Source organism: Kitasatospora sp. NPDC034035, assembly GCF_055575755.1.
Map to the genome: position 1 here is coordinate 189,994 of NZ_JBVISA010000005.1, position 17,150 is coordinate 207,143.

Sequence of the window (17,150 nt, forward strand, 5' to 3'; positions counted from 1 at the left end):
CGGCCGGGATCACGCGTGAGGATGATCTTCGTCCGGGGACCTCCCCGGCGCGGGGGAGATCCGCCGCGACCGGCGGATCTGAGCCTTCCAGGCGGTTGTGTCAGGCTGGTGGGGGAGCACCGCCGAGATCGGGAGGCTCGTGATGGCCGAGACCAGGGTGAACGGAGTGGCGCTGCACTACGAGGCCCACGGTGAGGGCCCCGGCGTCGTCCTGGTGCACGGCTCGTGGAGCGACGGGGACTCCTGGGCGCGGGTGGTGCCCGGCCTGGCGGAGTCCGCCACCGTCGTCTCCTACGACCGCCGGGGGCACAGCCGCAGCGAGGACCCGCTCACCCAGGGTTCGGTGTACGAGGACGCGGCCGACCTGGCCGGGCTGATCCAGGGGCTCGGCCTCGCTCCGGCGTTCGTCTACGGCGACTCCTACGGCGCGCTGGTCACCCTCCGGCTCGCCGCCGCCCGTCCCGACCTGCTCCGGGGGATCGCCGTGCACGAGCCGCCCGGCACCGGCATCCTGCTCGCCGACCCGGACCTGCGCCCGATCGGCACCGCCTTCGCCGACCGGATCGCCGCCGTCCGGGAGCTGCTGGAACAGGCCGAATCGGCCGCGGCCGCCGAACTCTACGTGGACAGCCTCGCCTTCGGGCCGGGCGCGTGGGAGCAACTGCCCGCCCCGATCCGGCACACGTACATCCGCAACGCGCCCACCTACCTGGACGAGCTGCGCGACCCGGACGCGCTCGACCTCGACCTCACCGGGCTGGCCCGGTACCCCGAACCGGCGCTGCTCACGCAGAGCGACGACAGCGCGCCGATGTTCGGCGAGGTGCTGGACCTGATCGACCTCGCCCTGCCGAAGGCGGAGCGCCACCTGTACACCGGCGCCGGCCACGCCCCGCACCTGTCGCAGCCGGAGGAGTGGGTGCGGGTGGTCCTCCCGCGCGCGCTGGCCTGAAACCGGCGGGGGCTGAGTCCGGCAGTGGCTGAGTCCGGCGGGGGCTGAAACGCGGCGGGCTACCGGTTGCCAGCATCTCCTCCCCGCGCGGCGTCCGCCGGTACAGCACCTCCCGCCCGCTGCGCACCCGGCTGACCAGGCCGGAGCGGTGCAGCACGCCCAGGTGGTACGAGACGGTGCCCGCGCTCAGGAAGTGCCGGGCGGCAAGGTCGGCGGTGGTGATCGGGTCGACCAGCGCGGCCAGCAGGTCCGCCCGGGTCGGTCCGAGCAGCTGCGCCAGCGCCGGGGTGGGGGTCTGCGGGACGGTCGGCGGCTTGCCGACCGGGTACATCAGCGTCGGCACCCGGTGGCAGCCGTCCACCGGGTCCAGCATGACGTGGATCCTCCGGCTCACCAGGGTCGGCATCAGCAGGACCATCCGGGCCGGCAGGGCCACGTCGAAACGGCTCTCCAGCAGGATCAGCCCGTCGGCCCAGGAGAGCTGCGGCGAGAGGGAGTTGAACAGGGAGCCGGTGCCGTACCGGGCCAGGTGGCGGCCACGTTGGTCGACCTCGGCGTCCAGGACGCCCCGGGCGTCCGGCCAGTACGGCGCGAGGGCCGACTCCCAGTACCGGCCCAGCTCGTCGGCGACCCGCTCGGCGAAGTAGCGCGGGCCGCGCTCCAGTGAGCGCAGCACCACATCAGGGACCTGACGGCCAGCCAGATTGGCGGCCGGCAGCCCGTGTCGGACGGTCTCCAGCTCCGCCCGTACCCGTTTCGGGTCGGTGCGGCGGACGGCCTCCAGCTGCTCCGCCACCGTCGGGTCCGGCCCGGAGGGGTGCGGGGAGAGGAAGTCGGGGATGTAGCCGCCGTCCTGTTCCAGGGCCAGCCCCGACAGCAGCTCCAGCTTCTCCCGGCGCAGCACCCGGCGGGTGCGGCCCACCCAGGCGTACGGCCCGGTACGGGAGTTGAGCGAGGAGGCCATCAGGGTGTTGACCGCCTCGTGCAGTGGCGAGACCACGAAACGGGTGCGGGCGAGCCCGGTCGAGTCGATCGTGAGCCGGATCAGTGTCCTTCCCCCTGTCGAACTGTCGAACTGTCGAGTCGCCGGACTGTCGAAACTGTCGAGCCGTCGGACTGTCGAGCCGTCGGACACGGCCGGATTTGCCGGGCTTCCGGCAGGCGACGATTCGACACTGGTCGAATCCTGGCATGAATGCTCGCGTTCGAAGTCGCCCGGGCCCAAGCTGACTCCGTGACCGCGTCAGCACGGACGCGGCGCGACCGGAAGGACGAACATGACGAGCACGCGCGGCCGCATCGCCGCCCTGCTGGGCGCCGTCGCGGTGGTCGCCGGCACCACCGTGGCCACTCCTGCCGTCGCGGCGCCGGACGCACCGGCCCGGCACGGCGGAGGGATCACCGGGCAGGCGCCCTGCCAGGGCGCGCCCGAATTCACCTGCGGGACCATCACCGTGCCGCTCGACCACAGCGGCGCCGTCCCCGGCGCCCTCCAGCTCGACGTGGCGATGACCGGGAACACCGACGCCCCCAAGGGTGACCTGCTGTTCCTCACCGGCGGCCCCGGCCAGCCCGGCGTGCCGCTGATCCAACGGATCGCGAGCAAGATCGAGCCCGTCCTCAAGGACTACCGCCTGGTCATGTTCGACCAGCGCGGCACCGGTGAGCGGGCCCTGCAGTGCCCCGGGCTGCAGGAGGACATGGGCTCCTCCGACCTCGCCCCGCCCCGCAAGCAGTCCGTCACCGACTGCGCGGCCACGCTCGGCCCGAACGCGCGCTTCTACAGCACCGCGGACACCGTCGCCGACATGGACCTGCTGCGCCGGGACCTCGGCGACCACCGCCTCACCATCGACGGTGTCTCCTACGGCACCTTCGTCGCCGAACGGTACGCCCTCGCCCAGCCGGCGCACGTGGCCCGGCTGGTGCTCGACTCGGTGGTCCCGCAACAGGGCTACGACCCGCTCGACCTGATCGCTCTGCCGGCCACCGCCCGGGTGCTGCGGGCCGCCTGCCAGGCCACCGGCTGCACCACCGACCCGGCCGCCGACCTCGCCGAGACCGTCCGACGGTACGGCAACGGGGCGCAGATCCTGGACGCCCTCACCAGCTACGAGTTCGTCGACCCGAACTACGGCGGCGTGCCGGAGTCCCTGCACGAGGCCGCCGCCGGGCAGCCGGCGAAACTCCAGGCCTTCATCGACGCCGTCCACCAGGGCGACGCCGCCCCCGCCGAATGGCTCAGCCAGGGCCTGCACGCCGCCACCCTGTGCGCGGACGGGCGGTACCCGTGGGGCACCTCGGACACTCCGGTCGAGGGCCGGGCGGCGGCGCTGGAGCGCACCCGGCAGCAGCTGACCACCCAGCAGACCTGGCCGTACGACGCGGCGACCGCGACCGGGCTCGGCAGCCTGCTGGTCTGCCTTGACTGGCCGCGCGAGCAGGTGCCGCCGACGCCGCCGGCCCACCGCAGGCTGCCCAACGTGCCGGTGCTGCTGCTCGGCGGCGACCGTGACCTGTCCACGCCGTACGAATGGCTCTACCAACAGGCCGCGTCGACGCACGACCCGCAGATCGTGATCGTCCCCGGGGCGTCGCACTCGGTGCAGACCCGGGCGGCGAACCCGGCCGGGCGGCAGGCGGTGTACGACTTCCTGCTGAAGTAGCAGGGGAGACCGGGGAGTTCGGGGCAGTCAGGGGGCTCGCGAGCTCGGGGGACTCGGGGAAGACCGGCGACGGGCCGTTCCACACGGGGGTGGGAACGGCCCGTCGCCGGTCGGGGTCTCCCGGACGGCCCGCCACCGGTGCGGCCGTGCGGTGCTCAGTGGTCGCCCGTACCCCAGCCGTCGGCGGGCTGGGTGGGGTCCGGCTCGGCGCAGTCGTCGTGCTCGTAGCCCCACAGGATCACCTTGTACAGCCTGAACTCCTCCAGCGGCGGCTCGTCGTAGTCGGGCCGGTTGCTGAGGACCAGCTCCACGTGGACGTCTTCGACCGGCTCGAAGATCAGGTTCCGCTGGTCCGTGAGGTTCTCGTACGTCACCGTCTGCCATGTGTGGCCGGTGGCGGTCAGCGCGGCCATCAGCTCGGTCTCGGTGACGATGGTGTCGAGCGTCACCAACTCGCCACCCGGCCGGGGGAATTCGAGCTGGTCATTCCAGGCCGACAGGGACAGTGAGTGGAGCCGGCGGCAGCGGCAGAACACCGTCATCACGTCGCCCCAGTGGTAGGCGCGCGGCCAGCGGCTTTCGCGGTGGATCCGGCCCTGGTCCCACGGATCGCCGTAGTGGGCGGCGAGTTCGGGCAGCGAGGCGCCGTAGCGCAGCTCGCCGAGGCTGCCGGTGGTGGCCAGGCCGGTGAGGACAGCCATGAAGTCCGTCATCCCAGGCACCCGCGCACCGCGTCGATCAGTCGGGTCGCCCGGGCGTCGCCGTGGCCGATCATCCGGTTGGCGACGTAGCCGAAGCCGATGCCGAACTCGTCGTCGCCGAAGGCGAACTGGCCGCCGGCGCCGTCGTTGCCGAAGCTGCGCCCGCCGAGCAGCCTGCGGAAGGCGGGGGAGTCGAGCAGTACGCCGGAGCCCCAGCGGGCGCCCATGTCGAAGCCCAGGAAGCCCGTGCCGGAGGAGACTTCGCGCACCGCGTCGGTGACCGTGTCGGGCGAGAGCAGCCGCTCGCCGCCGTCCAGGCCGGTGACGGCCGCGGCGTACAGGCCGGCGAGGCCGGTGGCGGAGGCGACGGCGCCCGCGCCGGGCAGCTCGATCGCGTGCAGGGCCGGGTCGTTCCAGCCGTGCGGCACGTCCAGGCCGGGGAAGACCAGGGCGCCGTTCATCGTCACGATCCGGGTGAGCAGGTGCTCCGGGCCGGGCATCGGACGGCGGCCCTCGGCCTCCACCAGTCGGGCCAGGCGGGGGAGTTCGCCCTCCGGCAGGCCGAGCCAGACCGGCAGGCCGAGCGGCTCGGCGAGTTCCTTGCGCAGGAACGCGCCGGGGGTCAGACCGGTGATCCGGCGGATCAGCTCGCCGACCGCGAAGCCGAACACATGGCCGTGGTACTCGTAGGCCGTGCCCGGCTCCCAGAGCGGCTCCTGCGCCTCGATCGCCCGGATCACCGGCTCCCAGGCGGCGATCTCCTCGAAGGAGAGCACCGCGTCCAGCGCCGGGAGGCCGGCGCGGTGGCCGAGGATCATCCGGGTGGTGATCGACTGCTTGCCGTTCCGCGCGAACTCGGGCCAGTAGCGGGCGATCGGCGCGTCCAGGTCGAGCCGGCCCTGCTGGGCGAGCAGGTGCGCGCAGATGCTCACCGGGCCCTTGGCGCACGAGAAGACCGGCACCACGGTGTCCTGCGTCCAGGCCCGGCCGGTGCGCTCGTCGGCCGTGCCGCCCCACAGTTCGACCACCTTGTGGCCGCCGGCGAACACCGTGACGGCGGCGCCCAGCTCGGGGAACTCGGCGAAGTTGCGCGCGAAGGCATCCGCGACGGCGCCGAAGCGTTCGTCGGCCCAGCCCTGGTACTGCTGCATGGTGTGGAGCCCCGTTCTGCCCTCAAGATCAGCGACCGGACCACGGTACGGGAGCCGGGCGGCCGTGACGAGGGGATTTCACCACGCCGGGGCTGGAGGGGTGGGTGTGACAGACTCGCGGGCGATCCGGAGCAGAACCGGAGGAGAAGCGACGGAGGGGGTCCGGTGGACCGGGAGGCGTTGACCGCGCTCTGGCAGCGGCGGTGGCCGGGCTGCGAGCCCGTAGGGAACGGGCTCTACGCGGAGGGGCGGGACGTCTGGGTGCGCTTCCACAGCCTGCCGGAGTCCAAGCGCTACCCCGACGACGAGCGCGAGTACGCGATCGTGCTGGAGCGCTACAACACCGTGCTGGACGAGCTGTTCGCCGGCACGGAGGTGTACGTGATCACGCCGGAGTGGACGTCGGAGCCGCCCGCCCCCGCCGCGCGCCCGGGAACGACCCACTGGCGGAGCTGGCAGCAGACGGACGACCCCGACCCGGAATTCTGGTTCCACCGCCATGCCTTCGTCGAGCAGCGCCCGTGGCGGCGCGGCTGCCTCGACGGGCTGCTGCGACGGGTCGCCGACGACGAGGTGGCCGGTGTGATCATCACGGACACCGAACTCCTGCGGGTCTACCACCCGTACGACGGCGGCGCGGACGTCTTCCTGACCACGACGCAGGAGCGCGACCGGCTGAAGGAGCGGCACAGCGAGTGGCTGTCGAAGCACCCGCAGGGGTACTGACCGAGGTCGACTCGCGGTCGGCCGGTCGGCCGGTCGGCCGGTCGGCGGGGTCTGGGTGTGGGTGCGGGTGCGGGTGCCGGTGTGGCTGTGGGATGGCTGGCGGGGCGCGGGTGTGGGAAGGCTCGGTCGGGACGTCCCCACGCGCCGCACCGGATGAAGGAGAGCCCAGGATGACCGCAGTGCACGAATCCGTCCTCGACGCGATCGGCGGGACGCCGCTGATCCGGCTCGCCCGGCTCGGTGCCGACATCGCGGCGCCGATCTACGCCAAGGCCGAGTTCCTCAACATCGGCGGCAGCGTCAAGGACCGCGCCGCGCTGTCCATGGTCCTGGCCGCCGAGCGGGACGGTCTGCTCAAGCCCGGCGGGACGATCATCGAGGCGACCTCCGGCAACACCGGCATCGGCCTGGCCATCGTCGGGCGGCGGCGCGGGTACCGGGTGATCGCCGGGGTGTCGGAGAAGTCGGCGCCCGAGAAGTCGGACATCCTGCGGGCATACAGCGCGGAGGTGGTGCGCGCCACGACCACCGTGCCGCGGGAGGATCCGCGGCACCTGTTCAACGTGGTCCAGCGGCTCGCCGCGGAGATTCCCGGGGCCTGGCTCGCCAACCAGTACGACAACCTGGCCAATCCCGATGCCCATGTCCGGACCACCGGTCCCGAGATCTGGGAGCAGACCGGCGGCCGGGTGACCCACTTCGTCGCGGGCGTCGGCACCGGCGGAACCGTCACCGGCACCGGCGGGTACCTGCAGCAGGTGTCCGGCGGCGCGGTGACCGTGGTCGGCGCGGACCCGGAGTCCTCCTCGTACGGAGGCGGGGACGGCAGCCCGTGGTTCGTCGAGAGCATCGGGCACTTCCTCCACCCCGAGACGATCGAGGACCGCTGGCCGCAGGCCTACCGCTCGGAGGTGGTCGACTCCTTCGAACGGATCCCCGACCGCGAATCGCTGCTGACGGCACGCCGGCTCGCACGGGAGGAGGGCATCCTGGCCGGCCCGTCCTCGGGCACGGCGGTGGCGGCGGCGCTGCGGGTGGCGCGGCGGCTGGGCCCGGACGACCTGGTGGTCGTGCTGCTGCCGGACTCGGGACGCTCGTACCTGTCCAAGGTGCACAGCGACGTGTGGATGCGGGAATGGGGCTTCCTGGAGGAGCCGGGGGAGACGGCGGTGCGGGAGGCGCTGGAGGCGGCGGGCCCGCCGGTGACGGTCCCCGCCGACGCGACCGTCGGCGAGGCGGTGGAGGCGCTGCGGGCCGTGCCGGGTGGCGTGGCACCGGCGGTGCTGGCGCGGGCGGCGCGCCCGTTCGGGGTGAGCGCGACGGAGGTGGTGGGCTCGGTGTCGCGGGAGGTGCTGGCGGCGGCGCTCGCGGACGGCGGTGCCAAGCCGGGCGATCCGCTGGGCGCGCTGCTCGGGCCGGCGCTGCCGACGGTGGGCGTCGGGCAGTCGCCGGCCGAGGCGCGGGCGGCCCTGGCGGGGCCGACCGGGCAGGTGGGGCAGGTGGGGCAGGCCGGGCAGGCCGGCGGGGGTGGCCACCCGGCCGTCCTGGTGCTGGTGGACGGGCGGGTGGCCGGGGTGCTGCCGCGGGAGGCCTTCGAGAACTGACGATCCGTCAGATGGCGCCGGTGGGTGTCAGGATGGCGGAGATCACCCGGTCCAGCGTGCGGTCGAAGGCCCTGTCCGGGTCGGCGGGCGGGCCGGCGGTGGCGAATGCCTGCGCCAGGTGCGGGAATTCGCCGCTCATCGCCGCCTGGCTGAGGTAACCGACCAGCTCCGCCTGCCACTTGGCGCCCGCAGCCGCCGTCTGCTCGTACTGCGCGAACTGGGTGACGAACCCGTTGAACAGTGCCATCGCCTCCATCCGGGCTCCGCCGCCGAGGCCGGTGGGGGCGGTGACGGCCAGGAAGTGGTCGGTGTAGCGCAGGGCGTTGGGGCCGAGGCTGGGACGGGCCAGCAGCAGCGCGGGCAGCCAGGGGTGGCGGCGGGAGATGTCGAGCTGCTGGTGGGCGAGGTCGGCGAGGTCGGCCCGGACGTCGCCGCTCGGCGCGGGCGGCAGCCGGTACTCGCCGGTGACCGCGTCGAGCATCAGGTCGAGCAGGTGCTCCTTCTTCGGAACGTAGTTGTAGAGCGACATCGTGCCCGCGCCGAGCGCCGCCGCGACCCGGCGCATGGAGACCGCGTCCAGGCCCTCGGCGTCGGCGATCCCGATGGCCGCGGCGGCGATCGAGTCGCGACTGTGGGCCGGGCGCGGGCCGCGGCCGGTGCGCTCGGGGCGCAGCCAGATCAGTTCTGGGGCCTCGGGGGGTGTGGGCCTGCCCGGCTGCTGCGCAGCGTCGGGGCTCTTTCGGCTCTCGGAGCCGGTGGGGGTCTTGCTGGACGGCACTGGAAGATCACCTCGCTCTCCCATCTTAGAGACGCTTCCGGATCGACCCCTTAGATACGTACGGCGTACGTAGTACGATTGCGTCCGCATTCGCTTCTACGTACGCTGTACTTAGAGAAGGGCAGAGCCATGTCCGACACCACCCGGCCCGCCATCGAGATGGCGGGCGTGGCGAAACGCTTCGGCGCCACCCAGGCCCTGCGCGGCCTCGACCTCACCGTCCCCGCCGGCACCGTCTGCGGCCTCCTCGGCCCCAACGGCGCCGGCAAGACCACCGCCGTCCGCGTCCTCGCCACCCTGGTCGCCCCCGACCGCGGCACCGCCAGGGTCGCCGGACACGACGTCGTCCGCGCCGCCGAGGACGTCCGACGCTCCATCGGCCTCGCCGGGCAGCACGCCGCCGTCGACGAGGGCATCACCGGCCGCGACAACCTCCACCTGCTCGGCCGGCTGCACCGCCTGGGCGCCCGCCGGGCCCGGGCGCGCGCCGACGAATTGCTGACCCGCTTCGGCCTCGCCGAGGCCGCCGACCGGCTGGTGCGCACCTACTCCGGCGGCATGCGCCGGCGCCTCGACCTCATCGCCAGCCTGGTCACCAGCCCGCCCGTACTCTTCCTGGACGAGCCGACCACCGGGCTCGACCCGCGCAGCCGCCAGGAAATCTGGGACACCGTCAAGGAGTTGGCGGACGGCGGCACCACCGTCCTGCTCACCACCCAGTACCTGGAGGAGGCCGACCGGCTCGCCGACGACATCGTCGTCGTCGACCACGGCGCCGCCATCGCCACCGGCCCACCGGACCGGCTCAAGGCGGCGATCGGCAGTCAGGTCTCCGTCACCCTGGCCACGCCCGGTCAGCTCGCCTCCACCGCCGTGGTGTTGTCCGCGATGACGGGCGGCGACGCGCAGGTGGACGTCGCCGAGCGGACCGTCACGGTGCTGACGGCCCCCGGCGTGTCCGTCCTGTTGCCCTCGCTGGTGCGGGAGTTGGACGGGGCGGGGGTCGTCGCGCAGGACGTCGCGGTGCGGACTCCGTCGCTGGACGACGTCTTCCTGGCGCTGACCGGCCGGTCGGGCGGGGCCCCCGCCGAGTCCGCCGAGTCCGCCGAGGCCGGGGCGCCCGCCGAGCCCGCTGAGGTCGGAGGGCCCGCCGAGGCCGGGAGGGCCGCCTGATGGCCACCGTCGTGTACGCGGCCCCGCGACCGTCCACCGTCGGCCGGCTGCTCTCCGACACCTGGACGTCGATGCTCCGCATCCTGCTCAACTACCGCCACTCACCGGGCCTGTTGGCCGCCTCGCTGGGCGTCCCGGTGATCATGGTGGTGGTCTTCGGGTACGTCTTCGGCAGCGCGATGCGGGTGCCGGGCGGCGGCGACTACCGGGAGTTCCTGATGCCCGGGCTGTTCGCCATGGTCGCCACCAACGGCATCATGCCCACAATGGTCGGCGCCGCCCGCGACGTCGGGCGCGGCGTCACCGACCGGCTGCGCTCCATGCCGGTCTCCCGTACCGGTCTGCTGCTCGGACAGACCCTCGCCGACCTGCTGGTCAGCGCGGTCGTCCTGGCGCTGCTGGCACTGGTCGGGCTCGCCACCGGCTGGCGGGCCCGGCACGGACTCGCCGACACCGCGGGGGCGTTCGCACTGCTGCTGCTCTTCCGGTTCGTGATGACGTGGGTCGGCACCCTGCTCGGCCTGACCGTCGGCAAGGAGGAGGCGGCCGGCCAACTCTCCGTCGTGGTCTTCCCGGTGGCGATGATCACCAACGCCTACGTGCCGACCGTCGGCATGCCCGGCTGGCTGCGCTTCGTCGCCGACTGGAACCCGATCAGCTCCGTCGTCCAGGCCTGCCGGGAGCTCTTCGGCAACCCCTCGGCACCCGGATCCGCCTGGCCGGCGCAGCACGCCACGCTCGCCGCGCTGCTCTGGAGCGCCGTGCTGCTCGCGCTCTGCATGCCGCTCGCCGTACGGAAGTTCGCCACGCACGGGCGGTGACCAGGGGTTCCGGCGCGCCCGCGAAATGTGCTGGACAGGGGGGTCGGTGTGGTCTTGGGTGGGGCGCCATGGAGTACACCCACCTCGGCCGCACCGGCCTGACCGTCTCCCGCCTCTGCCTCGGCACCATGAACTTCGGCCCGCACACCGAAGAGGCCGACGCCCACCGTCTCATGGACACCGCCCACGACCGCGGCATCAACTTCTTCGACACCGCCAACAGCTACGGCCGCGACAGCGAGGGCAACCTCAAGGGTCGCACCGAGGAGATCATCGGCCGCTGGTTCGCCCAGGGCGGCGGCCGCCGCGAGCGCACCGTCCTCGCCACCAAGGCCTACGCCGACATGAGCGACTGGCCCAACGGCGGCAAGCTCTCCGCGCTCGCCATCCGCAAGGCCGTCGAGGCCAGCCTGCGCCGCCTGCAGACCGACCACATCGACCTCTACCAGATGCACCACATCGACCGGGCCACGCCCTGGGAAGAGATCTGGCAGGCGATGGAGATCCTGGTCGCCCAAGGCAAGATCATCTACGTCGGCTCCAGCAACTTCGCCGGCTGGCACATCGCCCAGGCCCAGGAGGCCGCCCGCTCCCGCCACTTCCTCGGCCTGGTCAGCGAGCAGTCCCTCTACAACCTGCTCGACCGCGCGATCGAGCTCGAGGTCATCCCCGCCCTCCAGCACTACGGCCTCGGGCTCATCCCGTGGTCGCCGCTGCGCAGCGGCCTGCTCGGCGGCGTCCTGCGCAAGGAACGCGAGGGCACCCGCGACCGCAGCGGCACGGGCTACGCGAACGAACTCCTCGCCAAGCACCGCGACCGCATCCAGGCCTACGAGGACTTCGCCGACGAACTCGGCACCGACCCCGCCGACCTCGCCCTCGCCTGGCTCCTCTCCCGCCCCGCCGTCACCGCCCCCATCATCGGCCCCCGCACCCCCGCCCACCTCGACGCCGCCCTCGCCGCCCTCGACCTCGAACTCGACCGGAAGACCCTCGACCGCCTCGACGAACTCTTCCCGGGCCACCAGCCCGCCCCGGAGGACTACGCCTGGTAGGCCACCCGCCCCCGGCCGGGGCCGGGCATTGCGGGGATCGTCCGGCCGGCGGGGATCCGCGGGACCTGCTCGGCCACCTGCCCGGGTGGTTCGGTGCCGCCGCCGGCTGGGCGCGGGACGTCGACTCCCGGGCCCGGCCGGCTGTGGTAGCAAGGCTGGTATGAGGGAGACGAGGGAACGGGGCGGGGAGCGGGGGGCGTACCACCACGGGGCGTTGCCGGAGGCGTTGGTGGCGGCGGCGTTCGAGGTGTTGGACGAGCAGGGGCAGGAGAAGGTGAGTGTGCGGGAGGTGGCGCGGCGGGCGGGGGTGTCGGCGGGGGCGCCGTTCCGGCACTTCGCCGACCGGCAGGCGCTGTTGACCGCGTTGGCGGACCGGGTGCTGGCGGACTTCGTGCGCTGGCAGGAGGCGCAGGTGGCGGCCGCCGGGCCGGATGGGGGGCCGGACGGGGGGTCGGTGATGCGGGCGGTCGGCCTGGGGTTCGTCCGGTACGCGGTGCGTCATCCGCGGCGGTTCGAGCTGGTGCGCTCGCGGGTGTTCGCGGCCTCGCGGGAGCCGGAGCTGCGGGAGCAACTGGACGGGATCGACCGGGCGTTGATGGATGTGGTCGCCGCGGACCAGGAGGCGGGCCGGTTGCGTCCCGGGGATCCGGCGCTGGTCGGGCTGGCCGGGCAGGCGCTGGTGTACGGGCTGGCGCAGATGATCGTGGACGGCTACCTGCCGACCGAGAAGGCGGAGGAGCTGGCCGCGCAGGTACTGGACACCTTCGGTCAGGGGATCGCCAACCAACCTGCGCAGTAGCTGAATTGTGGCGGTTGCGAGCCTTGACCGGGTCATCGTGCGCTGATGTAATCACCGCTTACATGGGGTGCGGGTTCGGCGCGGGGAGGCCGGGATGTCCACGGGTCCGGGATCACGTGCGGGAGGGACGGGTTCGCCGTTCGTCCGCTCGGTGTTCGCCAAGCCGCTGCGGGGCTACACCACCGCCGCCGCCACCGGCGACACCGTGGTGCTGCTCATCGGCATGCGGATCAACCGGTTCTGGGCCGTGCACCACTGGGGCCCGGTGATGTTCGCGATGTTCCGGATGCTGTACGAGCTGCGCCGCGGCTCCGAGCGTGGCGCCGAGCGCGGTCTTCTCGGCCGCATCCTGCTCACCGCCTCGCCGCGCACCTACTACGTCGTCCAGTACTGGGAGTCGAAGGAGAGGCTGTACGGCTACGCGAGCGCGCCGGACGGCTTCCACCACACCGTGTGGGGCATCGCCAACCGCAAGCTGCGGGAGGGCAAGGCCCGCGGGCACGTCGGGCTCTGGCACGAGACGTACATCGTGCCGGAGGGCGGGTACGAGTCGATCTACTTCGACATGCCGCCGTTCGGTCTGGCCGGCGCCACCGGTGCGCTCCCGGTGGAGAAGCGGGGACGGCACGCGACGCAGCGGCTGGCCTACCGGTCGAGCGAGACCGGCGGGGCGGGAGACTCCGCCGGCGCCGGGAAGCGGCTCGGGGACACAGCCGTCGGGGACGGCGCGACGGGCGCGTAGGTGGCGGTGGCCGGCGAGACGGGTGAATCGGGCGAGTCCGGCCCCATGGCGACCGCCAGGTAGACCCATGGCGCCAGGAGAATCGTCGCGCCCGTCGCCAGTAGGGCCAGTACCCCCAGGAAGACCTGCTTCACCGTTGCTCCCACGTCCTCGACCGTCCTTGTCCACCGCGTGATCACGGTACGGAAAGCCGCAGGTCGGCCGCCTGAGTACGGATACTCAGGGAGTGTCGTGAGTTGTCCGGCCGCCCGGCGTGAGAGCGTCGGGGGATGGTGGATCAGGGCAGCGCCGCGCGGCCGGCGCGGGTGGTGCACGAGGTGCCGTACCGGGCGCAGTGGGAGTCCCCGGAGCTGGTGCGGGAGATCGTCGACGGGCGGTTGGACGCGTCTGCGGACCCGCGCTGGGGGCAGTCCGGGGCGGCCGGCCCGACGGAGTACGCGTGGTGGTCGTGGCGGCTGTGCGGGGTGGCCTGCCTGCGGATGGCGCTGGAGCACTGGTGGGGCGTGACACCGACGGCGATGGCGCTCGCGGGCGAGTGCGTGGCGGCGGGCGCCTACGTGCGGGACGGTGAGAGCCTGCGCGGGCTGATCCACCTGCCGTTCGCCGACTACGTCCGGCGGCGGTGGGGACTCGCGGCGCACGCCCGGGAGTTGACGCCCGAGGAGGTGTCGGCCGAGGTGGCCCGCGGACGGCTGGTGATGGTGTCGGTGCACCCGTCGATCCGGGAGCCGGGCGGTCCGGAGCCGGTACGGCGCGGCGGCCACCTGGTGCTGGCGGTGGGCGCCACGGACACGGCGCTGCTGATCCACAACCCGTCCGGTTTCCCGGGGGAGTCGCAGGCCTTCGCGCGCGTGCCGTGGCGGTCGTTCGGGGCGTTCTACGCCGGGCGGGGGATCGTGCTCGGCCCGCCGGGGGAATAGCGGAGCAGGGGAGCAGCAGAGCAGGGACTAGGGGAGCAGGCGAGTAGCGGAGCAAGCGGAGTAGCGGGCGGCCTACGGGTTGTCGGGCAGCCCCGCCGGGTTGACCGGAAGTTCGCTGCGACACAGTGCCGATATCGGTTTCAACGCCGCTGCCAGTCGGTCGAGTTCGGCGCGCGGGTAGTCCTCCCACACCCGGGTGGCGGCCAGGTCGGTGGCGGCCTCGACGGCCTGGTGGCGGATCCGACCGAGTTCGGTGACCGTGCCCGCGGCGGTCAGCCAGCCGCGCTCGACCAGGCGCTCCGCGGCCGCCTCCCACTCGGCGTCCGTCCATCCGCGCAGCGGCTGGATCATCTCGCGCCGCATGTCCATCGCGCAGCGGACCACCAGCGCCTCGCAGCCGTCCAGCCCGGCCGCCACCAGCGCGGCCACGTGGCCGTCCCCGCGGTGCTCGCGCATCACGGTGGCGGCCTGCCAGAGCCGCTCGTACAGGCCGGTCGGCCGGGGGAGCGCGGTGTTGGCGGCGGCCAGTACCCGGCCCGCGCAGTCCAGCCGGGACGCGACCTGCTCCAGGGTCTCCGCGACCAGCTCGACCTGCTCCGGGTTCACGTGCTCCAGCAGCCGGGCCAGCGTCGCCGCCGAGCCCTTCAGTCGGGCGACCAGCGCCTCCTCCGGGCTCGCGTGCGTCCACACCTCCGGCAGCGCGCGCCCGACCATCGCCGGGGAGAAGTTGAAGAACGCGGCGACCACGGGCGTCGCGTCCACCGCGCCGAGCGGGGCCGAGCGGCTCGCGAAGTAGCTGTGCAGGCGGCCGTGCAGACCGGCCTCCTCGAAGGCGGCGCGCCCCTCGGGCAGGAAGTAGGTGACGGCGTGCACCGGCTCGAAGAGCCACCACAGTGCGCGGGCGGGGTGGACGAGATCGGCCATCGGAAGACCTTCCTCGGACGGAGCTCCGGGTGGAAGCGGGAGCTCGGCTGGTCGGGACGGCCCGGCGCACGCCGCCGCGGCCCGTGCCTGGACCGCTGCGGCGGGTGCGTGGACCGCTTCCATGGCTGATGACCACAGCGGCGCCCCCGGTAATCCCCGGCGGGGTGTGATGACGGTCACGTGCAGGCGGCGGTAGGCGGTCGGCGGCCGTGCGGCGCGAGATGATGAGCCAAGGCGCCCGCTGCCGGGGCGCCCCAGCCCTCATGTGAAGGTAGTCGGTCATGGCCCAGATCAACCCCAGCATCCTGTCCGCGGACTTCGCCCGGCTCGCCGACGAGGCCGAGGCCGTCCGGGGTTCCGACTGGCTGCACGTGGACGTCATGGACAACCACTTCGTGCCCAACCTGACCCTGGGCGTCCCGATCGTCGAGTCGCTCGCCCGCGCCACCGACATCCCGCTCGACTGCCACCTGATGATCGAGGACCCGGACCGCTGGGCCCCCCAGTACGTCGAGGCGGGCGCCGGCTCCGTCACCTTCCACGTCGAGGCCGCCGCCGCGCCCGTCCGGCTCGCCCGCGAGATCCGCGCCAAGGGCGCCCGGGCGTCGATGGCGCTCAAGCCGGGCACGCCGATCGAGCCGTACGAGGACCTGCTCCCCGAGCTCGACATGGTGCTGATCATGACCGTCGAGCCCGGCTTCGGCGGCCAGGCGTTCCTGGACATCATGCTGCCGAAGATCCGCCGCACCCGGGAGCTGATCGCCAAGCACGACCTGGAGCTGTGGCTGCAGGTGGACGGCGGCGTCGCCGCCGGCACCATCGAGCGCTGCGCCGAGGCGGGCGCGGACGTGTTCGTGGCCGGCTCGGCGGTGTACGGGGCGGAGGACCCCGCTAAGGCGGTCCGCGGCCTGCGGGACCTCGCCGGCAAGGCCTCGGCGGACGCCTGGTGGGCCTGCCGGCACTGAGCCGCCGCAGCTCACGGCGGTCGCCGAGTCGCCGAGTCGCCGACCGCCGGATGGCCGGGCGCGGGTGGAGGAACGTCGGACCGTGACGGATGATCGGTGACGACGAACCCCTCTCCGCCCGGCCTTCCTCGTACGGTGGTGGAAACCGCGATGAGCAACCTCGACCTCAAGCCCACCCCGACCGCCTGCGGCCGCGAGGCCAGCAGCGGCCCGGTGAAGGAACTGTTGGCACCACGTCAATTCCCGCTCGGTGGAAGCACGGTGGTCCGCCGCCTGCTCCCCAACCTCGGCCGGCGGATGGTCGGCGCCTGGTGCTTCGTCGACCACTACGGCCCGGATGACATCGCCGACGAGCCCGGCATGCAGGTCCCGCCGCACCCGCACATGGGCCTGCAGACGGTCAGCTGGCTCCACGAGGGCGAGGTGCTGCACCGCGACAGCCTCGGCAGCCTGCAGACCGTCCGGCCGTACGAACTGGGCCTGATGACCTCCGGCCGGGCGATCTCCCACTCCGAGGAGTCCCCGCGGCCGCACGCCCGCCACCTGCACGGCGCCCAGCTCTGGGTCGCCCTCCCGGACGCCCACCGGCACACCGCCCCCACCTTCGAGCACCACCCCGACCTGCCCGTCGTCACCGCCCCGGGCCTGCGCGCCACCGTCATCCTCGGCACCCTCGACACCGCCATCTCGCCCGGCACCACCCACACCCCCCTCGTCGGCGCCGACCTCGCCCTCGCCGAGGGCGCGGACCTCCGGCTCCCCCTCGTCCCCGACTTCGAGTACGCCGTCCTCGCCATGTCCGGCCGCGTCGACGTCGACGGCGTCCCCGTCGAACCCGGCTCCATGCTCTACCTCGGCTGCGGCCGCCCCCACCTCCCGCTCCACGCCCACACCGACGCCGCCGTCCTCCTCCTCGGCGGGGAACCCTTCGACGAGAAGATCGTCATGTGGTGGAACTTCATCGGCCGATCCGGTGACGAGATCGTACAGGCACGAACCGACTGGGAGAAGGGCTCCCGGTTCGGCGAAGTCCAGGGCTACGACGGCGGCCGACTGCGTGCGCCCGAGCTGCCCGACCTCCCGCTCAAGCTGCGCGGGCGGAGCCGCTGACCTGGGCGAACGTCGGCATCGGGCATGCGTACGGTCTCTGCTGACCGGCATGTAGGGGTGTTG

General features: G+C 73.3%; 16 protein-coding genes and 1 pseudogene. 12 read left to right on the forward strand and 5 right to left on the reverse strand.

Annotation, left to right across the window (positions count from 1 at the left end; translation table 11 throughout):
• Positions 1-142: 142 nt before the first annotated feature.
• Positions 143-952: an alpha/beta fold hydrolase gene (locus ACZ52J_RS09515; RefSeq protein WP_360507467.1), complete on the forward strand. Its 810-nt coding sequence runs from the start codon at positions 143-145 to the stop codon at positions 950-952.
• A 142-nt stretch (positions 953-1,094) separates the two neighbouring features.
• Here ACZ52J_RS09515 and ACZ52J_RS09520 read toward each other — a convergent pair.
• Positions 1,095-1,916 (reverse strand): annotated as a pseudogene (locus ACZ52J_RS09520) (winged helix-turn-helix domain-containing protein); the annotation flags it as partial.
• A gap of 313 nt (positions 1,917-2,229) precedes the next feature.
• Here ACZ52J_RS09520 and ACZ52J_RS09525 point away from each other — a divergent pair.
• Positions 2,230-3,618 carry an alpha/beta fold hydrolase gene (locus ACZ52J_RS09525; protein ID WP_465617142.1) on the forward strand — a complete coding sequence of 463 codons (1,389 nt, stop codon included), beginning with the start codon at positions 2,230-2,232 and terminating at the stop codon, positions 3,616-3,618.
• 155 nt (positions 3,619-3,773) lie between these two features.
• Here the strand turns inward: ACZ52J_RS09525 and ACZ52J_RS09530 are convergent, their stop codons facing one another.
• On the reverse strand, positions 3,774-4,331 hold the full coding sequence (locus ACZ52J_RS09530) for a hypothetical protein (protein WP_465617144.1): 558 nt from the start codon (positions 4,329-4,331) through the stop codon (positions 3,774-3,776).
• Positions 4,328-5,470 carry a serine hydrolase domain-containing protein gene (locus ACZ52J_RS09535; protein ID WP_465617146.1) on the reverse strand — a complete coding sequence of 381 codons (1,143 nt, stop codon included), beginning with the start codon at positions 5,468-5,470 and terminating at the stop codon, positions 4,328-4,330. The genes ACZ52J_RS09530 and ACZ52J_RS09535 overlap by 4 nt, the downstream gene beginning before the upstream one ends.
• A gap of 165 nt (positions 5,471-5,635) precedes the next feature.
• Between ACZ52J_RS09535 and ACZ52J_RS09540 the strand changes: the two genes are divergently transcribed.
• Together ACZ52J_RS09540 and ACZ52J_RS09545 are read left to right on the forward strand one after the other, a co-directional pair.
• Positions 5,636-6,196 (forward strand): DUF3885 domain-containing protein, encoded by a 561-nt coding sequence (locus ACZ52J_RS09540; protein WP_465617148.1) that lies wholly within the window; start codon positions 5,636-5,638, stop codon positions 6,194-6,196.
• A gap of 170 nt (positions 6,197-6,366) precedes the next feature.
• Positions 6,367-7,800, forward strand: a complete 1,434-nt coding sequence (locus ACZ52J_RS09545) for a pyridoxal-phosphate dependent enzyme (protein ID WP_465617150.1) — start codon at positions 6,367-6,369, stop codon at positions 7,798-7,800.
• Between the two features lie 7 nt (positions 7,801-7,807).
• On the opposite strand, the gene ACZ52J_RS09550 is transcribed toward ACZ52J_RS09545, so the two are convergent.
• Positions 7,808-8,578 (reverse strand): TetR/AcrR family transcriptional regulator, encoded by a 771-nt coding sequence (locus ACZ52J_RS09550; protein WP_465617152.1) that lies wholly within the window; start codon positions 8,576-8,578, stop codon positions 7,808-7,810.
• A 129-nt stretch (positions 8,579-8,707) separates the two neighbouring features.
• Between ACZ52J_RS09550 and ACZ52J_RS09555 the strand changes: the two genes are divergently transcribed.
• The 6 genes from ACZ52J_RS09555 (at position 8,708) to ACZ52J_RS09580 (ending at position 14,088) form a co-directional block, all read left to right on the forward strand.
• Positions 8,708-9,751, forward strand: coding sequence for an ATP-binding cassette domain-containing protein (locus ACZ52J_RS09555; protein ID WP_465617154.1), 1,044 nt, complete (start codon positions 8,708-8,710; stop codon positions 9,749-9,751).
• A complete protein-coding gene (locus ACZ52J_RS09560; RefSeq protein ID WP_465617156.1) occupies positions 9,751-10,572 on the forward strand; it encodes an ABC transporter permease in 822 nt (273 codons plus the stop codon). Before ACZ52J_RS09555 ends, ACZ52J_RS09560 begins: the two co-directional genes overlap by 1 nt.
• Positions 10,573-10,640: 68 nt before the next feature.
• Entirely contained in the window at positions 10,641-11,627 is a 987-nt protein-coding gene (locus tag ACZ52J_RS09565) for an aldo/keto reductase (protein ID WP_465617158.1), read from the forward strand.
• A 160-nt stretch (positions 11,628-11,787) separates the two neighbouring features.
• Entirely contained in the window at positions 11,788-12,426 is a 639-nt protein-coding gene (locus ACZ52J_RS09570; RefSeq protein WP_465617160.1) for a TetR/AcrR family transcriptional regulator, read from the forward strand.
• Between the two features lie 151 nt (positions 12,427-12,577).
• Positions 12,578-13,168 carry a DUF4188 domain-containing protein gene (locus ACZ52J_RS09575; RefSeq protein ID WP_465617423.1) on the forward strand — a complete coding sequence of 197 codons (591 nt, stop codon included), beginning with the start codon at positions 12,578-12,580 and terminating at the stop codon, positions 13,166-13,168.
• Between the two features lie 269 nt (positions 13,169-13,437).
• Positions 13,438-14,088: a C39 family peptidase gene (locus ACZ52J_RS09580; protein ID WP_360492283.1), complete on the forward strand. Its 651-nt coding sequence runs from the start codon at positions 13,438-13,440 to the stop codon at positions 14,086-14,088.
• Between the two features lie 72 nt (positions 14,089-14,160).
• Here ACZ52J_RS09580 and ACZ52J_RS09585 read toward each other — a convergent pair whose 3' ends face one another.
• The gene (locus ACZ52J_RS09585) at positions 14,161-15,012 is read right to left on the reverse strand and encodes an SCO6745 family protein (RefSeq protein WP_465617162.1); all 852 of its coding nucleotides are present in this window, start codon (positions 15,010-15,012) and stop codon (positions 14,161-14,163) included.
• Positions 15,013-15,293: 281 nt separating this feature from the next.
• Between ACZ52J_RS09585 and rpe the strand changes: the two genes are divergently transcribed.
• Together rpe and ACZ52J_RS09595 are read left to right on the forward strand one after the other, a co-directional pair.
• Entirely contained in the window at positions 15,294-15,977 is a 684-nt protein-coding gene (gene rpe / locus ACZ52J_RS09590; RefSeq protein ID WP_465617164.1) for a ribulose-phosphate 3-epimerase, read from the forward strand.
• Between the two features lie 150 nt (positions 15,978-16,127).
• Complete coding sequence (locus tag ACZ52J_RS09595; RefSeq protein WP_465617166.1) at positions 16,128-17,087, forward strand: pirin family protein; 960 nt, start codon at positions 16,128-16,130, stop codon at positions 17,085-17,087.
• Positions 17,088-17,150: the final 63 nt, after the last annotated feature.